Source organism: Streptomyces sp. NBC_01264, from assembly GCF_026340675.1.
Lineage (GTDB): Bacteria > Actinomycetota > Actinomycetes > Streptomycetales > Streptomycetaceae > Streptomyces.
On record NZ_JAPEOX010000002.1, the window covers coordinates 752,270 to 771,713 of the forward strand.

A 19,444-nucleotide genomic window follows, 5' to 3' on the forward strand; every position below is an offset into this window, starting at 1 on the left:
GTGCGGGGCTTGCGGGGCCCGCCGGGCTCGCGGGCCGGGTCGGGGAGGTCCGGGTTCGTCACTTGAGCGCTCCCGCCGTGAGGCCGGAGCGCCAGAACCGCTGCAGGCCGATGAAGGCGAGGGCGAGCGGGATGACGGCCATCAGCGATCCGGTGATCGCGAGGGCGTAGAACTCCGGGTACTGGAGCACCAGTTGGTTCCAGCTGTAGATGCCGAGCACCGCCGGGTACAGGTGCTGGTCGTTGAGCATGACCAGCGGGCCGAAGAAGTTGTTCCAGCTCGCGGTGAAGGAGAAGAGGAAGAGCGTCATGAAGCCGGGCAGGAGCATCGGCAGCGAGATCGACCGGAAGACGCGCAGCTCGCTCGCTCCGTCGATGCGGGCGGCCTCCAGTACCTCCCCGGGCACGTAGCCCTCGGAGAAGACCCGGGCCAGGTACACGCCGAAGGGGTTCACGAGCGCCGGGATGAGGACCGACCAGTAGGTGTTGACGATCCCGACCTCGGAGGCCAGGAGGTACTGCGGGAGCGTGATGACGATCGTGGGCACCAGGGTGCCGGTCAGGACGAGTCCGAAGAGCGCGCCCTTGCCCCGGAACTCGTACTTGTCGAAGCAGTATCCGGCGGCGACGCTGATCAGCGAGGACGCCAGCGATCCGACGACGGAGTAGAGGAGGCTGTTGAGCAGCCAGCGGCCGAAGATCCCGCCGTCGTAGCTGAACACGGCCCGGAGGTTGTCGAAGAGGTGGAACTCGCCGAAGCCGAAGCCGGCCGTCCCGAAGAGGTCGGCGTGGTTCTTGGTGGCGGCGATCAGCAGCCAGGTCAACGGCATCAGGGTGTAGAGGACCGCCACCAGGAGCACGGCGTTGACCACGGCCTTGGAGGCCATCGCACCGCTCCGGCGCCGCCTCCCGGCGGGCTTGCGATCCGCCCGTCGGGCGGTCGGGGCTCCGGGTGCGGGCGCCGGCTCGCTGCCGGGAGCGGCCTCGGGCGGGGCCGAGGGGGCCGTCTGGGTGCTCATGCCGAGTCACCTCGCTTTCCGATCCGGGTGACGACGTAGGAGAGGGTGCCGGCGACGAGGGCCACGATGAGCGAGGCGGCGGAGGCGAGGCCGTAGTCGTGCCGTTCGAAGGCCGCCTTGTAGATGAACATCATCGGGGACCAGTCCGAGCCCATCGAGCCGGCCCGCTTCGAGAGGAGCATCGGTTCACCGAAGATCTGGACCACGCCGACACAGGTGAACAGCAGGGTGAGGAAGACGGCGGAGCGGATCATCGGCAGTTTGATCCGCAGCGCGATGCGCAGTTCACCGGCGCCGTCCATGACGCCCGCTTCGATGACCTCGCGGGGCACGGCCTGGAGCGCGGCGAAGAAGATGATCATGTTGTAGCCGATCCACTGCCAGGCCGCGACGTTCACCAGCGAGGGCAGGACGCTGCCGGGTGCGAAGAAGTCCCACTGGCCGCCCGCCGCCTCGATCCAGTCCAGGACCGGGCTCAGGCCGGGGGTGTAGAGGTAGGTCCAGATGATCGCCGCGACCAGTCCGGGGACCGCGTGCGGCATGAAGACGGCGAACTGGACGAGGCGCTTGGCCTTGGCCGCGGCCGAGTCGACGAGCAGGGCCAGGACGAGGGCCGAGCCGATCATCACCGGGATGTAGACGGCGCAGTACGCGGCCACGTGCAGGAAGGAGGAGGTGAAACCGTGGTCGCCGAGCGCCTTGGTGTAGTTTCCGAGCCCGCTGAAGACCCGCTCGGTGCCGCCGAATCCGAGACCGGAGGACTGCTCGGTGAACAGGCTCATCCAGAGCGCGTACGCGACGGGCAGGATCAGGACCGCGGTGAAGAGCAGGAAGAACGGGCCGAGGAAGACGAGCACCGCCCTGCCCTGGCCTGGCCGGCGCCCGGGCGCGGGCGCGGTGCCGCGGGCTGAACGAGTGAGTGGTGCTGCCACCGGATCTCCTTGGTGGTGCGCTGCGGAGGAGCGGACGGAGAGGCCCTTGGAGGAGAGAGGAAGAGAAGGGAAGGGGAGCGAAGAGGCGGGGCGGGGCGGGGCCCGGGCGCCGGGAAGGCTTCGGGCCCCGCGCGGCGCCTACTTCGCGAGGTTGAGCCCGCGGCCCTTGATGGCCGCCTCGGCTGCCGTCTGGCCGGCCGCGAGTCCGTCGGCCAGGGTGCCCTTGAGCCCGGCGTCCTGGATGGCGGTGTTGGTGGCCGTCTGCACCGGTCCCCAGACCCAGCCCGGGACGATGGTGTCGACCTGCGCGCCGGCGATCTCGTAGACCTTGTCGCCGCCGAAGAAGCCCTTGTCGTCGAAGGCCGCGGCGGCGATCGGACGGAGCTCGGGGCTGGCGGGCAGGCTACTGCTCGGCGCCTTCAGGCTGCTGAGGCGGGCCTTGACGCCTTCGGGGCTGGTGGCCGCCCAAGTGGCGAACTCGGCCGCTTCCTTGACGTGCTTGCTGCCCTTGGTGACGGCGTAGCTGGTGCCGCCGAACATGCCGCTCGCCGGGGTGCCCCAGTGCGGCAGCGGGGCGACGCCCCACTTGCCGGCGTCCTTGGCCAGGGTGGTCATCGTGCCGCCGGCGCTCCACGAGGCGCCGATGAAGCTGGCCATGGCCCCGTCGGCCTTGGCCTTCGCGAACTCCGGGCCGTTGATCTTCAGGTTCATCACCAGGTCGTCCTTGACCAGGCCCTGCCAGTACGCGGCCACCTTCTGGGAAGGGGCGTCGTTGATGTTGACCTTCCAGCCGTCACCCTCGGTGCCGTACCACTTGGCACCGGCCTGCCAGGAGAGCGCCGCGAGCAGGGGCGCGTCGTCGTTGCCCCAGCCGCCTATGCGCACGTTCTTGTCGGAGGCCTTGATCTTCTCGGCGGCCGCCTTGTACTCGTCCCAGGTCTTGGGGACTTCGACGCCCGCGTTCTTGAAGAGGTCCTTGCGGTAGTAGAGGAGGTTGGGCGTGGCGTCGTACGGCACGGCCCAGGTCTTGCCGCCGAGGGTCACCCGGTCCTGGACGCCCTGGGGGAACTTCGCCTTCACGGTGGCGCCGGCCGGGGCGGTGATGTCCGCCAGGTATCCCTGGCTGACGAACTCGGGAAGCGTCGGGTACTCGATGCCCGCGACGTCGGGAGCGTTTCCGGCCTTGATCGCGTTGCTGATCTTGGCGTACCCGTCCGGTCCGCCGGTGATGGCCGAGAAGGTGACCTTGATGTTCGGGTGCGACGCGTTGAAGGCGTCCACCGCCTGCTGGGCTCCACCGGCCCAGCCCCAATAGGTCAGGTTGACCGGCTCTTTGGGGGCGGCGTCGGTCTTGGACGCGGCGCCCTCGCTCCCACCGCAGGCAGTGGCGAACAGGGCCAGCGAGAAGGCGGCGAGGGCGGCGCGAGAGGTACGGGAAGTGAGCTTCACTGCTCTGCTCCTCAGGTGCGAGCCGGCGATGCGGCGAGGTGATGCACATCATTCGGCCAGAGGAGAAGGGAGTCAATAGAAAAAGAAACTTTGAGAAAGAAAAGCGAAGTAACGGTTAGGCCTCGCTGGACGCGCGCACCCGGAGTTCGGGCAGGATCGCGATCCGCCGTCTCGGCCGGCCCGGCTCGCGCAGCCTTCGTACGAGCAACTCCACGCCCGTGACGCCCACTTCATGCTTCGAGGGCGCCACCGCGCTCAGCGGCAGGTCCGCCAGGGAGGCCACCTCGTCGTCGTACGAGACCAGCGCGACATCGCCCGGCACGGACAGCGAAGCCCCGCGCAGCCGCTGCATCAGCACCATGGCCTCGTGGTCGGGATGGACCAGGGCCGCGTCGACGCGCCCCTCCCGGACCGCTTCCACGAAGGAGGCCATCACCTCTTCGTAGGCCGCCTCGCCCGCACTGCGCTCCGCGAGGTCGAGGAAGAGCGCATGCTCCGCGACATCCGGGCCCGCCTCGACCATCGCGGCGTCGTAGCCCTTCTTGATCCAGGGCGCGGTGGGGGTCCCGCCCCGCATCACGAGGGCGATCCTGCCGCGCCCCGTGTCCAGGAGGTGGCGCACCGCCAGCCTGGCTCCGTACCCGTGGTCCGTGCCGACGTGCTCGGCCGCGGAGGCCTGCTGTTCGGGGCGGCGCTCGATCAGGACGACGGGCACGCCGAGCTCCTCGTACCACTGGCCGCCCGGTTTGCCGTCGCCGGCGGAGGGCGCGAGCAGCAGACCGTCGACGCCGTCCGCGACCATCCGCGCGGCCTGCGCCTTCTCGGTGTCCACGTCATACGTGGACACCGCGAGGGTCAGCCGCACCCCGAGGGCGTCCGCCGCTTCCCGGGCGCCCTTGATCACCTCGGGGTAGTAGTAGGCGGAGGACGGCACGATCAGCCCGAGGACCAGCGGCCGGGCGGCCCCGGCCCCGCCCGCGGCGGCCCCGGCCCCGCCCGCGGCGGCGACGGCGCCCGAGGACGAGCGGGCCGCCGCCGGGGCGGCGGTCACGGGTGCGGTCTCCGCCCAGTCCTCCGGCAGCATCGCGCCGCCGTGCACCCGGGCCAGCAGGCCGCGCTCGGCCAGGACTTCGACGTCCTTGCGCACGGTCACCACGGACACGCCGAGCTCCGCCGCGAAGTCCGTGACGCGCATCGATCCCGCCTCGCGGACCCGTCGCAGGATCGCCTGCTGTCGTTCCTCTGCGTGCACGGTGGAGCTCCCCTCGACTGCGTCCCTGGTCGAGGTCAGCGTAGCGCGCGAAAGACGAAACTTGCGTTTCCTTTCGAACGAAAGGATTGCATAGCGCCCCCATGATCACGCACCCCGTGTCGGGGCCGTGCAGGTGATCCACTACCGTCCCGGACGACGACCTTGTCGAACCGACCCGTACCCCAGCGACGCAGCCCGACAGAGCGCTCGACCACGACTCCCGGAGAAACGATGCGCCGCCCCTTCACCCTGACCGCCGCCCTCGCCCTCGTGTTGTGCGCCGGATGCGATCCGGACCTCAGCTCCGGTGGCGCCTCCGGGAAGGCCCCGTCCGCGCCGGTCGCCGACCACGCGGGAACCGTACACACGGCTGCCGCGGCCACCCGGGCGACGACGGCCCGGACCAGCCAGACCGTGGAGGTCGGGGACGGCGCGAGAGCGTACGTCCTCACCGTCGCCGGCGACTTCGACATGGCCGCGGACAAGGGCGCGCTGTCGGTCGACTTCCCCGGCGGGGCCATCAGCCACCTCGACGAGGTGTTCGCCGACGGCAACGTCTACGTCCGCGCTTCCGCCGGCCCGGACAAGGACCCTTGGGGGTCGATCCCCCGGGCCGGGGCAACGGCCCACGCCGCACTGCGGGCACCGCTCAACGACCCGGAGCACGTGCTGGAGCAGGTCGCGGCGCTCACCGACGTGAGCAAGGGCAACGAGGAGGACCTGGACGGGGTGAAGGCCGTGCACTACTACGGCCTCCTCCCGTACGAAGCCCTCACCTCCCGGCTGGCGCCGGACGTGGGGCTCACCCTCGACACCCTGCGCACGCAGCTGGGCGGTGCGGTCCCCGTGGCCGCCGAGGTCTGGGTCGACGGCCAGGGCCGGGTCGTACGGACGCGCATGACGCTCAGCATCGGCAAGGTCCGATCGGTCACGACCGTGGTCTTCACCGAGCTGGGCAAGCCCGTACGGATCGTGGTGCCCCCCGCCGGGGACATCGTGCCCGCCAGGTCGTCCAGCGGTGTCCTGATCGGCTGACGCGCGACGCCCGGAAGGGCGCCTGCCGATGCTGACGGACGGGCTATCCGGCGGTGGAGTCGTCTCCGCCGCAGTCGGGGTGGCCCCAGCGCGATCCGAGCTTGCTGATCTTCTCCCCCGCCGCGTACTGCTTCCCGCAGGGGCAGGTGCCGGGGAACTTGGCCTTGATGGTGACCCCGGCCCGGCCGCCGGCGGTCGCGGTCCTGGCGGCCGTCGCGCTCTTGGCCGACGCGGCTCCGTCGGGACGACGGGCGGAGGTGGTGCGCGCCGGGGTGCTGCGGGCGGGCGCCGGGACCGGCATGGACGCGTGGCCCAGCGCGGTTCCGGCCGGCTCCTGGCTCACGGCCGCGTCGCTGGCCGCCTGGTCGGCGATCGCGTTCAGGTGGTCACCGTCCTCGCGGTGCGCGGGGACGTAGCGGAACTCCACGTCCCGGTCGGTCAGCAGGGCGTCGATGCTCTCGACGAGCTCGCGGTTGGCCACCGGCTTGCCCGCGGCGGTCTTCCAGCCGTTGCGCTTCCACGCCGGGAGCCACTGCGTCACGGCCTTCATGGCGTACTGGGAGTCCATCCGCACCTGCACGGCCGTACCGGGGGCCACGGCCTCCAGCAGCCGCTGCAGAGCGGTGAGTTCACCCACGTTGTTGGTGGCCCGGCCCAGCGGCCCGGCCTCCCAGCGCTCGGGGTGCCCGTGGGCGTCGGCGATGACCCAGGCCCAGGCGGCGGGCCCGGGATTTCCCTTGGCCGCCCCGTCGCAGGCGGCGATGATGCGATCAGACATCCCCCGATCATGCCTCACCGCGACCACTGCCCGTACCCGCGCCCGCGCCCGTTCCCGCGCCCGCGCCCGTTCTCGTTCCCGCCCCCAAAGGTGCGGGCCCCGGCCCCTCCTCGCTGTGCGGCCGCGGCAGGAGCCGGTCCAGGAAGGGCGGCAGCCACCAGTTGGCCCGGCCCATCAGGAACATCGCCGACGGGACCAGCACCAGCCGCACCACGGTCGCGTCCAGGATCACGCTCACCGCCAGGCCCACCGCGAGCATCTTCACCACGACCGTGGGCGAGGCCGCGAAGGACAGGAAGACCGCCGTCATGATGAGCGCCGCACTCGAGATGACCCGGCCGGTGGCCGCCAGGCCCGTACCGACGGCGAGGGTGTTGTCCCCGGTGCGGTGCCAGGACCCGGCGATGGCGGAGAGCAGGAAGATCTCGTAGTCCATCGACAGTCCGAAGACGATCGCGAACATCATCATCGGTACGAACGACTCGATGGGGACCGGCTCCGGCACCCCGATCAGCCCGCTCCCCCAGCCCCACTGGAACACCGCGACGAGGACCCCGTAGGACGCGGCGGTGGTGAACAGGTTCAGGGCGACCGCCTTGAGCGGGACCACCACGCTGCGGAACACGAGGGTCAGCAGGACGACCGCGGCTGCCAGCACGATGCCGATGATGAGCGGCAGCCGGTCCTTGACGGTGTCGCGGAAGTCCAGCTGGCCGGCGGTGGATCCGGTGAGGTAGCCCTCCGCGCCGGTGCCGTCGAGCGCGGAGGGCAGCGTGGTCCCGGTCAGCGTCGTGAACAGGCTCCCCGTGCCGGCGCTCTGCGGTCCGGTGGCCGGGGTGACGGTGGAGACGAGCAGCCGGCCGTCGGGGCTGGGTGCGAGCGGGGTGAACCCGGCTATCCCCGCCGTGTCCCGCAGCGCCTCGTCGAGTTCGGCGCCGATCCGGTCGGCCGGGACGGTGGCCCCGTGGAGGTCGGCGACCAGGACGAAGGGGCCGTTGGCCCCGGGGCCGAAGCCGGGGCCCTCGCCCTCGGCGATCCAGTCGTAGGCCGTGCGCGTGGTGCTGCCCGCCCGGTCGGCGCCGTCGTCCACGTGGCCCAGGCGCATGGAGAACAGCGGTACGGCGCACAGCGCGAGCAGCAGGGTGCCCGCGGTCAGGAACTTCCACGGATGCCGTGCCACCAGGGCGGCGTAGCGGTGCCAGCCGTCGTGGGCGCCGGAGGTCTCGGCGACGGGGCGGCGCAGCGCGAAGCGGTCGATCCGGCGTCCCACCAGGCCCAGGGCGGCCGGCACGAGGGTCAGGGCGGCCGCTCCGGTGACGACCACGACGAGGGTGGCGGCCAGACCCATGCGGCCGATGAAGGTCAGTCCGCAGGTGTACAGGCTCAGCATGGCGACCGCGACGGTGACGGCGGCCACGACGACGGCGCGCCCGCTCGTGGCGGCGGTACGAGCGGCCGCCTCGACCGGATCGTGCCCGTCGAGGAGGTCCTGGCGGAAGCGGGTGGTGAGGAAGAGCGCGTAGTCGATGCCGACGCCGAGGCCGATCATGGTGGCCAGGGTGGGGGCGGCGGTCGCGAAGCTGACGACGCCCGCCACGATGCCGACGATGCCGAGCCCCACGCCGACGCTGACCACCGCGGTCAGCAGCGGCAGCAGGGCCGCGGCGACGCTGCCGAAGGCGAGCAGGAGGATCAGCAGGGCCACGAGGACGCCCGCCACCTCCCGGGCCCTGTCGTCGGTGGGCGGCCGGACGACCTGGTTCAGGTCCCCGCCGTACGCGACCTCCACGCCCGAGGCGCGGACCGCGGCGGTGGCCTTGTCGAGCGTGCCGGTGTAGTCGTGCCCGAGGGTCTTGACCTGCCGGTCGAAGGACACCGTCGTGTAGGCGGTACGGCCGTCCGCGCTGGTGACGACCGGGGACGCGGCGGTGACGTGGGGCATCCGCGCGAGGTCGGCCGCACTCTCCTCAACGGCCTGGCGGTGCCCGGCCAGGGAGCCGGAGTCGACGTGGAAGACCACGCGTCCGTTGGGGTCCCCGACCCCGGGGGCGGAGGCGGCCAGCAGATCGGCGCCCGTACGGGACTGCGTGCTGGGGAGGCTGATCTCGTCGCTGTACACCGGGGCGGCGAGCCGGCTGCCGGCCATCGCGCCGGCCAGCAGCACGAGCCAGGCCGCGATCACCCAGACGGGGTGGCGGGCGCAGAAGCCGCCGAGGCGGCCCAGGCGGCCCAGGCCGCTCGTTCGGCTCGTTCGGCTCGTTCGGCTCGTTCGGCTCGTTCGGCCGAGGGGGGATTGCACGGTGCCTCCAAGAACTGTCAGGACTGACACGAGGCACCTTGGCAGAAAATGGCAGGACTGACAATTGTCACCCCTGACGATTGACAGGGGTGACGCCATTGCTAGGCTTCGACGGTGAACCAAGATCCGGCGCCCCCCCTCTCCCCCGCGAGCGGCTCCGAGCCCGACCCGGGGCCGGAGCACGGCCTGCGCGAGCGGAAGAAGGAGCGGACCCGCGCACTGCTGCGCGAGGGCGCCGCCGCGCTGTTCGCCGAGCACGGTTTCGCGGGCACCACGGTCGCGGACATCGCCGCCTGCGCGAACGTCTCCGAGCGGACCTTCTTCCGCTACTTCGACAGCAAGGAGGCGCTGCTCCTGCCCGACAGCGTCGACCTGTTCACGTACGTCGAGGCCGAACTGGCCCGGCGCCCGCCGCACGAGGACCCGCTCGAGGCGGTCTGCAACGCCCTGATCTCCGCGGTGGCCCCGTTCGCGGCGTCCAGCCTCACCGCCCTGACCCACTCCGTGGCCATCGCGGGTGACGAGCGGGTGGTGGCCGCCCAACTCGTGCAGCTCTTCGCCGAGTTCGAGGACCGGCTCACGCTCATCGTGCTCGCCCGGCTCCCCGCCGACATCCCCGAGGCCGACCTGCGCGCCGGGGTGATCGCGGGCGCCGCCCTGTCCGCCGTCCGCGCCGTCCTGCGCACCCAGCGCCGGCGCCGCGCGAACGGCACGTTCACCGACACCCCGCCCTCCGCCCTCCTGCTGGAGGCCTTCGGAATGCTGAAGCAGATCGGATCCGCCGCACCATGAAGCTCCGACGCACCCCCGTCCTCGTCGCCGCCGGGATGACCACCGCCCTGATCGGCGTCCTCGTGGCCGACCTCGCGGTCGAGAACACCGCCCAGGACCGCATCGCGCGGGCGGCGGGCTGCCGCCTCCAGGCCCGCGGACCCGTCACCGCGGAACTTTCCGGCGCCTTCGCCGGACTCCGCGCACTGACCGGCCAGGTGGGCTCCGTACACCTGGCGGCCGAGGACGTGCGCCGCGCCGACATAGACATGGACGTGGACGTCAAGGCCGACCTGTACGACGTCACGCGCGACGGCGGCATGAGCGGCGGCCGGGCGACGGTCACCATCCCCTACGAAGCCCTGCAAAAGCGCCTGGCCGACTCGGGGGAAGCCGCCACGGGCGTGGACGGGCTGAAGGTGGGCGGCGACGCGAAGGGGCTCACCCTCACCGGAACCGTGGGCGGCCTGGGCCTCCCCGTCACCGTGCACGCGAGCGCCAGCACCACGGCGAGCGGCCTCACGATCACCCCGGACACGGTGACCGTACTGGGCCGCGAACTGCCGATAGCCACGGTGAGCGGACTGCCCGGCGCGAGCGGCCTGGCCGAGCAGCTCGCACCCCGGACCGTGAACATCGGCGACCTGCCGGAAGGGGTCAGCCTCACCGGAGCCCGGACCACCGGCGCCGGCCTCACCCTGGACGCCTCCCTCGCGAAGTCCTTCACACCGGACGCCGCCGGAGGCAACTGCAAGTCGGTGTAACCACCCCGGCTTTTCCGGTTAGCAAACGACACAATGGCCCCAACCCCCCTCACTCCACCCGTCTCCACAGACCAAAATTGACTTTACAGATCCTTTAACTTTACTGTCCCCCCATGCGCAAACTTTCCGCCGCCCCCGTCTCCGCCCTCGCCCTGGCCTGCCTGGCGCTCGCTGCCGCCGGCTGCTCCTCCACCACGACCGACAAGGCCGTGGATCAGGTCGACAAGGTCGTGAACGAGACCTATGAGGTCACCTACGAGGTCACCGGCAAGACCGTCGACTCCGTCTCCTTCCACGACGGAGGCGGCACGGCCACCGCGCCGAACCTGGTGACCGCGGAGCAGCCGGGCACCGCGTGGAAGAAGACGGTCACCCTGCGCGGCATCATGCCGCCGGCGGTCTCCCCCAGCTCGGTCGACAACACCGCCGACCTCACCTGCAAGGTCATCTACAAGGGCAAGGTCATCAAGGAGGCCACGGGCGAGGCCGCCGTGGCCGGCGGCTGCGTGGCCGTGTCCCCGATCACCGCCTCGTAGGCGATCCGGCCACCGGGGCACTTCGTACCGCAACAGGCTTGACCTCAACCGCGCTTGAGGTGTGATCGTGATCCTCATGACCACGCAATCACCGTCCCGCGCGGCGGACATAGAGGCGATCGGCCGGCTCGTCGCCACGGTCGAGCACTCCCAGCGGACCAAGGACCCCGAGGAGTTCCTCGGCCTCTTCCACCCGGACGCGATCTGGACGACGGCCCACGGCAAGGTCCTCCTCGGCCTGGACGCGATCGCGGAGTTCACCCGCAAGGTCCTGCCCGCGGCGAACTGGGACGGCCAGGTCACCTACGAGGTGGTCCATGTGCTCTTCATCCACCCCGATGTCGCGGCCGTCAAGGTCCGCCAGCGCTACCTGTCCCCGGGCGAGGAGAGCGAGGGCGCTCCCCTGTACGTGATCGCGAAGCAGCCGGACGGCCGCTGGCTGCTGACCGCCTGCCAGAACACCGGGGTGGTCACGGACGCGCCGCGGCGAACGCCTCCCACGAGCTGCGCACCCCCCTGGCCATCTCCCGGACGCTCCTCGACGTCGCCCGCAAGGACCCGACGCGGGACCGGGGCGAGCTCATCGAACGCCTGCACGTCGTCAATGCGCGGGCGATCGACCTCACCGAGGCGCTCCTGCTGCTCAGCCGCGGCGACCGCGCGGACTTCGCGCGCGAGGCCGTCGACCTCTCGTTGCTCGCCGAGGAGGCCGCCGAGACCCTGCTCCCCCTCGCCGAGCAGCGCCGGATCACCCTCGACGTCAGCGGCGGGACCGCCCGGACCGACGGCTCCGCGGAACTCCTGCTGCGGATGGTGACGAACCTCGTGCAGAACGCCGTCGTCCACAACCTCCCCACCGGCGGGACCGTGACGGTCCACACCGAGGAGCAAGGCGCCGCGTGCGTGCTGCGGGTCGAGAACACGGGCCCCCGGCTCGCACCGGAACTGGTCCCGACGCTCACCGAACCCTTCCGCCGCGCGACGGAACGCGTCCGCACGGACGAACACGCCGGCGCCGGCCTCGGCCTGGCCATCGTGCACAGCATCGTCCGCGCCCACGCCGGAACCCTCGAGCTCGTACCCCGCCCCTCCGGCGGCCTCCTCGTGACGGTCCGTCTCCCGGGCGCGCGCTAGCGGAGCCGCAGGAGCTTCGCGCCGAGGGACGGTGCGGACAGGTCCGTCTGGAGGGCCACCGGGACCGTCGGGGCGCCCGGCCCGGTGCCGATGGTCAGGGTCCCGATCTCGGTGCCGGCCGGCGCCTGATCCGGGAGGCCCTTCTCCCCGAGGGACAGGCTCAGATCGAGCCGCTGCCCCGGCACGGCGACGGCGGCCGTGTCGCGGGTGGCCACCACCGGGGTCGGGGTGCCGAGCCCGTCGTCCACGTACCCGACGACCTGGCCCTTCTTGACCGCGCCCGCCGAGGTCAGCGCCGCGCGGACGGCTTCGATGACCTTCTTGCTGTTCTGCTTGACCAGTTTCAGGCTGTTGGCTCCGTCGGGGTCGGCGCCCGTGACGTGCTGGTCGAGCATCGTGCCCAGGATCATCGGGGTCTTGTCGCCCACCGTCTTGTACGCCGCCCACATCAGCGCGCCGCCGGCCGCCGAACTGGAGCCGGTCTTGATGCCCTTGATGCTGAGTCCGGCGATGAGCAGGTCGTCGTTGTTGTTGTTGAGCGGCTCGCTCAGGCCCGGGACGGTGGCGTTGGGAAGCTGGACGATCGCCCGGAACGCGTCGAACTTCATGACCTCCTCGGCCAGTTTCAGCTGATCGGCGGCAGTGCTCACGGTCTTGGCGTCCAGCCCGCTCGGGTCGGTGTAGGTGGTGGAGGTCATGCCGAGCGCCTTGGCCTCGGCGTTCATCTTCTCCACGAACGCGGCCTCGGAGTCGCTGCCGGTGTCCCAACGGGCGAGCAGGCGGGCGATGTTGTTGCCCGAGGGGATCATCAGCATCTTCAGCATGTTCTGCTGGGAGAAGCGGGAGCCGGCCGTCAGACCCGGGATGCGCGATTCGCTCTTCGAGTTGCCCTCCGCGACGGCCTTGGCGTCGACCTCGATCTGAGGGCCGTCCTCGTTCTTCTTCAGCGGGTGGTTCTTGAGGGTCACGTAGGCCGTCATGACCTTGGCGACGCTGGCCGTGGGCACGGGCTTCTGCTCCCCGAACGTCCCGACGTCTCCCGCGCCACCGACCCGTACGGCGGCCTGGCCCTTCTCCGGCCAGGGCACGTCGAAACGCCCGTCGAGGGTGACGGAGTTCGCGGCGCTCCCGCTGGTGAGGACGGCGTCGGGCAGGGGCCGCAGCGCCTGTACGACGGCCAGTACGGCGACCAGCAGGAGCAGCGGCGGCACCCAGATCCGGAGCCGCCGGGCCACCGTGCGACCGGGGGTCGCGGGCGGCGGCGGGGTGTTGGTGAGCTCCGCGAGCAGATCGAGCGCGGGCAACGGCTGCTCGGTGGTCCCCTCGGGGACGGCCCCCTGCGCGGGAGCGGTGCCCGGAGCGGAAGCGGTGCCCGGAGCGGGGCGCATGCCCGGCGCCGTTCCCGGAGCCGGCGCCGTTCCCGGAGCCGGCGCCGTTCCCGGACCCCTACCCGGAGCCGACGCCCCTCCCGGAGCCTGGGCGGCCCCCGAAGGCGGCACGGCCCCCCGAGCCGGCACGGGAGCCGAGGCCTGGCCGGGGACAGTTCCCGAGGCCGGGACCTGGCCGGGCACGGTTCCCGAAGCCGGGACCTGGCCGGGGAGCGTTCCCGAAGTCGCGGCCTTCGCGGCCGCCGGCCCGGCCGGAGCGGACCGTACCGGTGGCGGCATAGACCCGGGAGCCACCGCCCAGGTCGGCACAGGCACCGACGGCGAGGGGGCCTCGTCCGCCAGTGGCTTGAGCGCGATGAACTTGCTCGTCTTCTCGGAGTCCGACTCAGGAGGGGCAACAGGACGACCGGCATCGCGGCCGCCCACCGACACCGAGTCCGCCCCGGAACTGGCCTTCGGCCACGAGACGGGACCCAGCACAGCCGCGTCCACGGACGCGGACACAGATCCGGGCCCGGGTTCAGCTTCGGGTCCGGGAGCGGACTTGGACGCGGGCTCGGACGCAGACACGGACTTGGACGCAGACACGGACTCGGACGCGGGTTTGGGCACGGACACGGGCACGGCCTCGACCACAGGCTCTGCCCCCGGCCCAGGCCCAGGTTCGGGAGCCGACACAGCCTCAGCTTCGGCAGCGAACACGGGCCTGGCCTCGGCCGGAAGCGACGGCGCAGGCGCAGCCACGGCCACGGCCACGGCCACGGGCGCGGCCGTGGACCCAGCCGCAGGCTCGGACCCGGGTGCCGGTTCGGAAGGGGACGCAGTCGCGGCATCGGGCAAAGCCTCCGCCCCGGGGGCCGTCCCCTGGGCCGGGACCGTGCGCGGGTCCGGGGCCGAGGCCGGAGCCGGGGCGGGAGCCGAGGCCCGAGCCGAGGCCCGAGCCGAGGCCGAGGCGGGAGCCGGGGCCGGAGCCGGAGCCGGGGCCGGGGCCTGAGCCGGAGCCGGAGCCGGAGCCGAGGCCGGAGCCGAGGCCGAGGCCGGGGCGGGAGCGGGAGCGGGAGCCGAGGCCGGAGCCGGGGCGGGAGCGGGAGCCGAGGCCGGAGCGGGAGCCGGAGCCGGGGCGCGAGCTGGGCCCGGGGCGGGGGTCGGTGTTTGCGCGTCGTCCCGGTCCGGGGTACTCGCCAGGTGCTCGTTCCTCGTCGCGCCGGGCGTCTCGCCCTCCACCGGTACCGCCGTCATGCCGTACACCGCCTTGCTCGTGCCGTTCTGGATCAACCGTCAGTCTCCGTGCCCCGTATGCGCAGGTGATGCGCACTGGATGACCAATTGGTCACAATCCGTCCGGCCGGGCCGGGGCCGGGACCCGTCATCGAACGATCATCAAACGGTCACGGCCCCATCATGAGCGCCCCGTTGAATCGCGTTCCCCCACGCAAAGCACCACCCAGGAACCGGACACCGCTCATGCACTCCAGCAACTCCCGTCCCCCTGCTTCGTCGAGGCGGCGCCTGCTCGCCGGTGGCGGCGCCGTGTTCCTCACCGCGACAGCCGGTTCCCTGTTGGCCGCCCGGTCCGGCGGAGCCGTGCGGGGCGGCGACGACCGCGGCCGGGCAGCGGGAGGGCCCGCCGCCTCGCCCACCGCCTCCGGATGGATGCCCGGGGTGTCGAAAGTCCCGCTGGAGCGCAACTTCGTCCACGGCGACCGCGACGCGCAGCGCGGGCTCGTGCTCCACGTCCAGGAGGGAGAGGGTTCTTTGTACGAGCGGTTCAACACCCAGGGGATGAAGACCTCCTCGCACTTCTGGGTCTCCCAGGACGGGGAGACGGAGCAGTACGTGTCCGTACTGGACCGGGCCTGGGCACAGGTGGACGGCAACGGGGCGTGGGCCTCGGTCGAGACCTCCGGCTTCGCCACCCGCCCGCTCACCGAGGCGCAGGTCGAAGCCGTCGCCCGCATCTACACCTGGGGCGCCGACGCCCACGGCTGGCCGCCGGCCGTCAGTGAGCGCCCGGACCAGCCCGGTCTGGGCGTCCACGCCATGGGCGGCGCCGCGTGGGGAGGCCACGCATGCCCCGGCACCCTCCGGTCCGGCCAGCGCGCCGAGATCATCCGCCGGGTGCACCAGCTCCTGCCGTCCCCCGGCGGACTCCGGTGAACTCCGGTGAACTCCGGTGAACTCCCTGCCGGGGTGACCCGGTTCGAGGTTCGTCTCGGCTCATCGGTAGCCTGCGTCACCATGACCCGTGCCTGGAAATTGCCCCTGCTGCTCGCGCTCTGCGGCTCGGCCGTCGCCGCGGGGCTGACGTTCTCGGGGAGCCCCGCCACGGCCGCCGTGCTCCTGCTGCTGTTCCTGGTGCTCGCGGGCCTGCAATCGCCCCTCGTCTTCCCAAGGCCGGTCACAGCGCTGGAGGCGCAGCGCCGCAGTGCGGCCGACGGTCGGCCGGTCGTGTTGTGGCGGCCCGGATGCCAGTACTGCATACGGCTCCGCCTCCGGCTCGGCCGCAGCGCGAGCCAACTGCACTGGGTCGACATCTGGCGCGACCCGGCAGGGGCCTCGGCGGCCCGGGAGGCCAACCAGGGCAACGAGACCGTGCCCACCGTCATCGTGGCCGGCCGGCCGCACACCAACCCCGATCCCGCATGGGTGCGCGCCCAGCTCTCCCCGCCCGTGTGATCCGGGGTCAGGGGGCCGGACGGGAGGGCGGGTGCAGGGCGAGCAGGGCCGAGCGGTGGGAGACCCAGCCCAGGAGACGGAGCCGTTCCTCGTCCAGGACCGGGAGTCCGTCTCCCTCGCTCGCGGCGAGCAGCGGCAGTGCCTCCTGGAGGGACTGGCCGGCGAGCAGGGTCGGCGGGTGGTCCCGTACCGCCTCGACGGGTGTGGTCTCGGGGAGGCCTTCCTGCAGGGCCCGGGAGAGGGCGAGCGCGCCGACCGAACCCTCGTAGTGGCCGTGCCGGTCGACGACCGGGAGGCGGCCGGCGTCCGCCTCGATCATCGCCGTGACCGCCTCGCGCAGGCCGGTGCCGGGCGCGAGCGCGGGCGGTGGTGGTCCCATGGCGGTCCGGACCTCGATCGCGGCCGGGCCGGTCAGGTCCAGGTCTACGCCGCGGCGGAGGAGTTTGGCCGTGTAGACGGTGTCCCGGCTGAGTGCGTGGCTGACTCCGGTGGCGACCGCGACGGCGACCATCAGCGGCAGGATGATGCCGTACTCGCCGGTCAGTTCGTAGATGATGACGACGGCGGTGATCGGCGCGCGGGCCGAGCCGGCGAAGACCGCGCCCATCCCGATGACGGCGTAGGTGGTGGCCGAGCCGGTCACTCCGGGGGCGAGGCCGTCCATCGTCTGCCCGAAGGCGCTGCCGAGCATGGCGCCGATGAAGAGGCTGGGTGCGAAGACGCCCCCCGAGCCGCCGATCCCGATGGTGACGCTGCAGGCGATGATCTTTCCGACGAGCAGGACGAGCAGGAATCCGGTCGCGTACCCGCCCACCGTGGCCTTGCCGAGGACCGGGTAGCCGACCCCGTACATCTCGGGCAGTGCCAGCAGGATCGCGCCCAGCACGAGGCCGCCGACTGCCGGGCGGAGCCATTCCGGGCGGCCGTGCCAGACGGCGTCGCAGAGGTCCTCCACCCCGTAGAGCACCTTGCTGAAGAGCACCCCGACGGCCCCGGCCACCGCGCCGAGCAGTACGTACAGGGCGTACGCGGCCAGCTGGCCCGCGTTCACCGGAACCAGGTCCAGGAACCGCTCGTCGCCCAGGGCCGCGCGTCCGATCACGCTGGCGGTGACGGAGGAGACGGCGACCAGGCCGAAGGCGCGGGCCGTGAAATCGCGCAGGATCAGTTCCATCGCGAAGAAGACGCCGGCCAGGGGCGCGTTGAAGGTGGCGGCGATGCCGCCGGCCGCGCCGCAGGCGACCAGCAGCCGCATCCGTTCCTCGCGGACGCGCAGGAGGGCTCCGGCGGTGGAGCCGAGGGCGGCTCCGATCTGGACGATGGGGCCTTCGCGGCCCACCGATCCGCCGCCGCCGATGCACAGCGCGGACGCGAGCGATTTCACCACCGCGACGCGGGCCGGGATCCGGCCGCCCTGGCGGGCGACCGCGTACATCACCTCAGGGACGCCGTGGCCGCGGGCCTCCTTGGCGTAGCGGTAGACGAGGGGTCCGTAGAGCGCGCCCGCGACCACGGGTGCGAGGAGCACGAAGTACGGTCCGAGCCAGGGCACGTACGGGTTGTCGGCGTGGCCGGCGGAGGAGTAGTCGGCGTGGCCGGACAGCGCCTTGGTGAAGACCTCGATCAGCCACCGGAAGGCCACCGCGCCCAGTCCCGATCCGGCGCCCACGAGTACCGCGGGCAGCAGCATCGCGGCCTGGGTGCGGTTCAGCGCGTCCCGGGCCGCGTCCGTCGAGAACGAAAACGGACCCATCTCCACTCCTCAGGAACCGATTCACTGCCGATCGCGCGCCCCGGCCCCTGACCACGATCCCCCGGACCCCCATCCAACGGGCCGCCGCCCGCCGGGGCCCGGAGGCGGGCCGCAGGTACACCCGCCCGGCGTAGGGGGAGTCTTGCCGGTCGGGCCGGGCGCGGGCGGTGTGCCGCGCCTGGCCGAAGGCCGACCCCCGTCCGTTCCCGGTCCCGTACAGTCCGTGCTGCCGTCGGCCCGGCGCGGGCGGCAGCCGGCGTCGCGCGGCCGGTCCGCGACCTGACGACCCGACGAACGGACGATCGGACGAACAGGGGAACACCGATGGCCATCGAAGCCGGTCCCGTGGGCCGCACCGCTCCCCCGGTCCCCGAGCTGGATCCCGCCGTCGTGGCACGGTGGAGCGCGGGCGGGGGCCCGCTCGTCGAGCTGCTGGCCGAGGTCTGCGGACGGCTCGGCGGGGTCGGCGCGTTCCGGCTCGGGGACGACGGTCCCAGCGGCCGGCCGACCGTGCTGGTCACCGGTCCGGAGGCGATCCAGCACGTGCTGGCCCTGCATCCGCAGCGCTACGTCAAGCGCTCGCACCGCGCCCGGCCGCTGGTCGGCGAGGGCGTGCTCTCCGCGACCGGCGAGGCGTGGAAGCGGCAGCGGCGGCTCCTGCAGTCCCAGTTCACTGGGACCGGGATGCGCCGCCACGAGCAGCGGATCGCCGGGGCCGCGCGGACGGCCGCCGGGCGCTGGGCCGCGTACGCGCGTACCGGGGAGGTCTTCGACGTCGGCGAGGAGATGCGGCGCTTCGCCCTCGACACCATCTGGCGCTCCCTGACCGGCCATCCGCTGGACGCGGACACCGACCGCGAACTGGGCGCCGTCGCGGCCGTGGTGGCGGCCCTGCCCACGCTGCCGGCCGATTCCGCCGGTGCCGGGGAGGCGGTCGCCGCCGATCTGGCCAGGATCGACGCCGTGGCCCGGCACGCCATCGCCGCCGCCCGCGGGGGCTCCGCGGGTCCCGACGGGCCGGGGTTGCTCCATCTGCTGGTGGAGGCGTCCGCCGAGCGGCCCGAGTACACCGACCGGCTGATCCGCGACGAGCTGGTCACGCTGCTGGTCGCCGGGCACGAGACCACGGCCACCACCCTGACCTGGCTGTACTTGCTCCTCGACCGCCATCCCGAGGCCCGCGCGTGGGCCCTAGCGGCGGGCGCCGAGGGCTCTGCCGAGCGCCGGGAGGCGGTCCAGGCCCTGATCAGCGAGACGTTGCGGCTGTACCCGTCCGCCTGGATCCTGCCCCGGCACGCCGTCGAGGACGACGTCCTGGCGGGCTTCGCCGTCGAGGCGGGCACCGATGTGGTCGTCTGCCCCTACCTCGCGCACCGCGCCCCGGTCCTGTGGCCCGATCCCGAGCGCTTCGACCCGCGGCGCTTCACCGCACCGGGCGGGCGGCCGTCCGTCCCGGGCGGGTACGTGCCCTTCGGCATCGGCCCCCGCGCCTGCCTGGGACTGCAGTTCGCGCTGCGCGAGTCGACGGTGCTGCTGGAACACCTGCTGCCGGCCCACGAGCCGGCCTTCCGGTCCGTACCGGACAGGGCCGCCTACAGCATCACGGTGCGTCCGGACGGTCCGACGCCGGCCACGCTCGCGGGCCGGTCCTGACCGGGA

General features: G+C 72.5%; 15 protein-coding genes and 2 pseudogenes. 9 read left to right on the forward strand and 8 right to left on the reverse strand.

The genetic code is table 11. The annotated features are described in order from the left end of the window. Positions 1–58: 58 nt before the first annotated feature. From OG435_RS36325 to OG435_RS36340, 4 genes are all read right to left on the reverse strand, one after another. On the reverse strand, positions 59–1,018 hold the full coding sequence (locus OG435_RS36325) for a carbohydrate ABC transporter permease (protein WP_266883608.1): 960 nt from the start codon (positions 1,016–1,018) through the stop codon (positions 59–61). Further along, a complete protein-coding gene (locus OG435_RS36330; protein WP_266883610.1) occupies positions 1,015–1,950 on the reverse strand; it encodes a carbohydrate ABC transporter permease in 936 nt (311 codons plus the stop codon). The genes OG435_RS36325 and OG435_RS36330 overlap by 4 nt, the downstream gene beginning before the upstream one ends. Positions 1,951–2,088: 138 nt before the next feature. Further along, entirely contained in the window at positions 2,089–3,399 is a 1,311-nt protein-coding gene (locus tag OG435_RS36335; protein WP_266883612.1) for an ABC transporter substrate-binding protein, read from the reverse strand. Positions 3,400–3,514: 115 nt separating this feature from the next. Then, on the reverse strand, positions 3,515–4,651 hold the full coding sequence (locus OG435_RS36340) for a substrate-binding domain-containing protein (RefSeq protein WP_266883614.1): 1,137 nt from the start codon (positions 4,649–4,651) through the stop codon (positions 3,515–3,517). Positions 4,652–4,882: 231 nt separating this feature from the next. Between OG435_RS36340 and OG435_RS36345 the strand changes: the two genes are divergently transcribed. Then, complete coding sequence (locus tag OG435_RS36345) at positions 4,883–5,686, forward strand: hypothetical protein (protein WP_266883616.1); 804 nt, start codon at positions 4,883–4,885, stop codon at positions 5,684–5,686. A 43-nt stretch (positions 5,687–5,729) separates the two neighbouring features. Here OG435_RS36345 and OG435_RS36350 read toward each other — a convergent pair whose 3' ends face one another. After that, positions 5,730–6,464, reverse strand: coding sequence for a ribonuclease H family protein (locus OG435_RS36350; protein ID WP_266883618.1), 735 nt, complete (start codon positions 6,462–6,464; stop codon positions 5,730–5,732). A 7-nt stretch (positions 6,465–6,471) separates the two neighbouring features. Further along, on the reverse strand, positions 6,472–8,763 hold the full coding sequence (locus tag OG435_RS36355) for an MMPL family transporter (protein ID WP_266883620.1): 2,292 nt from the start codon (positions 8,761–8,763) through the stop codon (positions 6,472–6,474). Positions 8,764–8,877: 114 nt separating this feature from the next. Here OG435_RS36355 and OG435_RS36360 point away from each other — a divergent pair, with 114 nt between their 5' ends. The 5 genes and pseudogenes from OG435_RS36360 to OG435_RS36380 all read left to right on the forward strand — a co-directional run. Continuing rightward, a complete protein-coding gene (locus OG435_RS36360) occupies positions 8,878–9,555 on the forward strand; it encodes a TetR/AcrR family transcriptional regulator (protein ID WP_266883622.1) in 678 nt (225 codons plus the stop codon). Beyond that, the gene (locus tag OG435_RS36365; RefSeq protein WP_266883624.1) at positions 9,552–10,298 is read left to right on the forward strand and encodes an LmeA family phospholipid-binding protein; all 747 of its coding nucleotides are present in this window, start codon (positions 9,552–9,554) and stop codon (positions 10,296–10,298) included. The genes OG435_RS36360 and OG435_RS36365 overlap by 4 nt, the downstream gene beginning before the upstream one ends. A gap of 113 nt (positions 10,299–10,411) precedes the next feature. Beyond that, positions 10,412–10,834: a hypothetical protein gene (locus tag OG435_RS36370; RefSeq protein WP_266883626.1), complete on the forward strand. Its 423-nt coding sequence runs from the start codon at positions 10,412–10,414 to the stop codon at positions 10,832–10,834. A gap of 76 nt (positions 10,835–10,910) precedes the next feature. Further along, positions 10,911–11,306 (forward strand): annotated as a pseudogene (locus OG435_RS36375) (SgcJ/EcaC family oxidoreductase); the annotation flags it as partial. Between the two features lie 5 nt (positions 11,307–11,311). Beyond that, positions 11,312–11,968: pseudogene (locus OG435_RS36380) on the forward strand (sensor histidine kinase); the annotation flags it as partial. Here the strand turns inward: OG435_RS36380 and OG435_RS36385 are convergent. Further along, positions 11,965–13,356 (reverse strand): D-alanyl-D-alanine carboxypeptidase family protein, encoded by a 1,392-nt coding sequence (locus OG435_RS36385; protein WP_266883628.1) that lies wholly within the window; start codon positions 13,354–13,356, stop codon positions 11,965–11,967. The pseudogene OG435_RS36380 and the gene OG435_RS36385 overlap by 4 nt on opposite strands. A gap of 1,464 nt (positions 13,357–14,820) precedes the next feature. Here OG435_RS36385 and OG435_RS36390 point away from each other — a divergent pair. Continuing rightward, positions 14,821–15,513, forward strand: coding sequence for a peptidoglycan recognition protein family protein (locus OG435_RS36390; protein ID WP_266883630.1), 693 nt, complete (start codon positions 14,821–14,823; stop codon positions 15,511–15,513). Positions 15,514–15,594: 81 nt separating this feature from the next. After that, positions 15,595–16,032: a glutaredoxin domain-containing protein gene (locus OG435_RS36395; RefSeq protein WP_266883632.1), complete on the forward strand. Its 438-nt coding sequence runs from the start codon at positions 15,595–15,597 to the stop codon at positions 16,030–16,032. Positions 16,033–16,039: 7 nt separating this feature from the next. Here OG435_RS36395 and OG435_RS36400 read toward each other — a convergent pair whose 3' ends face one another. Next, positions 16,040–17,722 (reverse strand): chloride channel protein, encoded by a 1,683-nt coding sequence (locus OG435_RS36400; RefSeq protein WP_266886395.1) that lies wholly within the window; start codon positions 17,720–17,722, stop codon positions 16,040–16,042. A gap of 387 nt (positions 17,723–18,109) precedes the next feature. On the opposite strand from OG435_RS36400, the gene OG435_RS36405 reads away from it, so the two are divergent. Beyond that, on the forward strand, positions 18,110–19,438 hold the full coding sequence (locus tag OG435_RS36405) for a cytochrome P450 (protein WP_266883634.1): 1,329 nt from the start codon (positions 18,110–18,112) through the stop codon (positions 19,436–19,438). Positions 19,439–19,444: the final 6 nt, after the last annotated feature.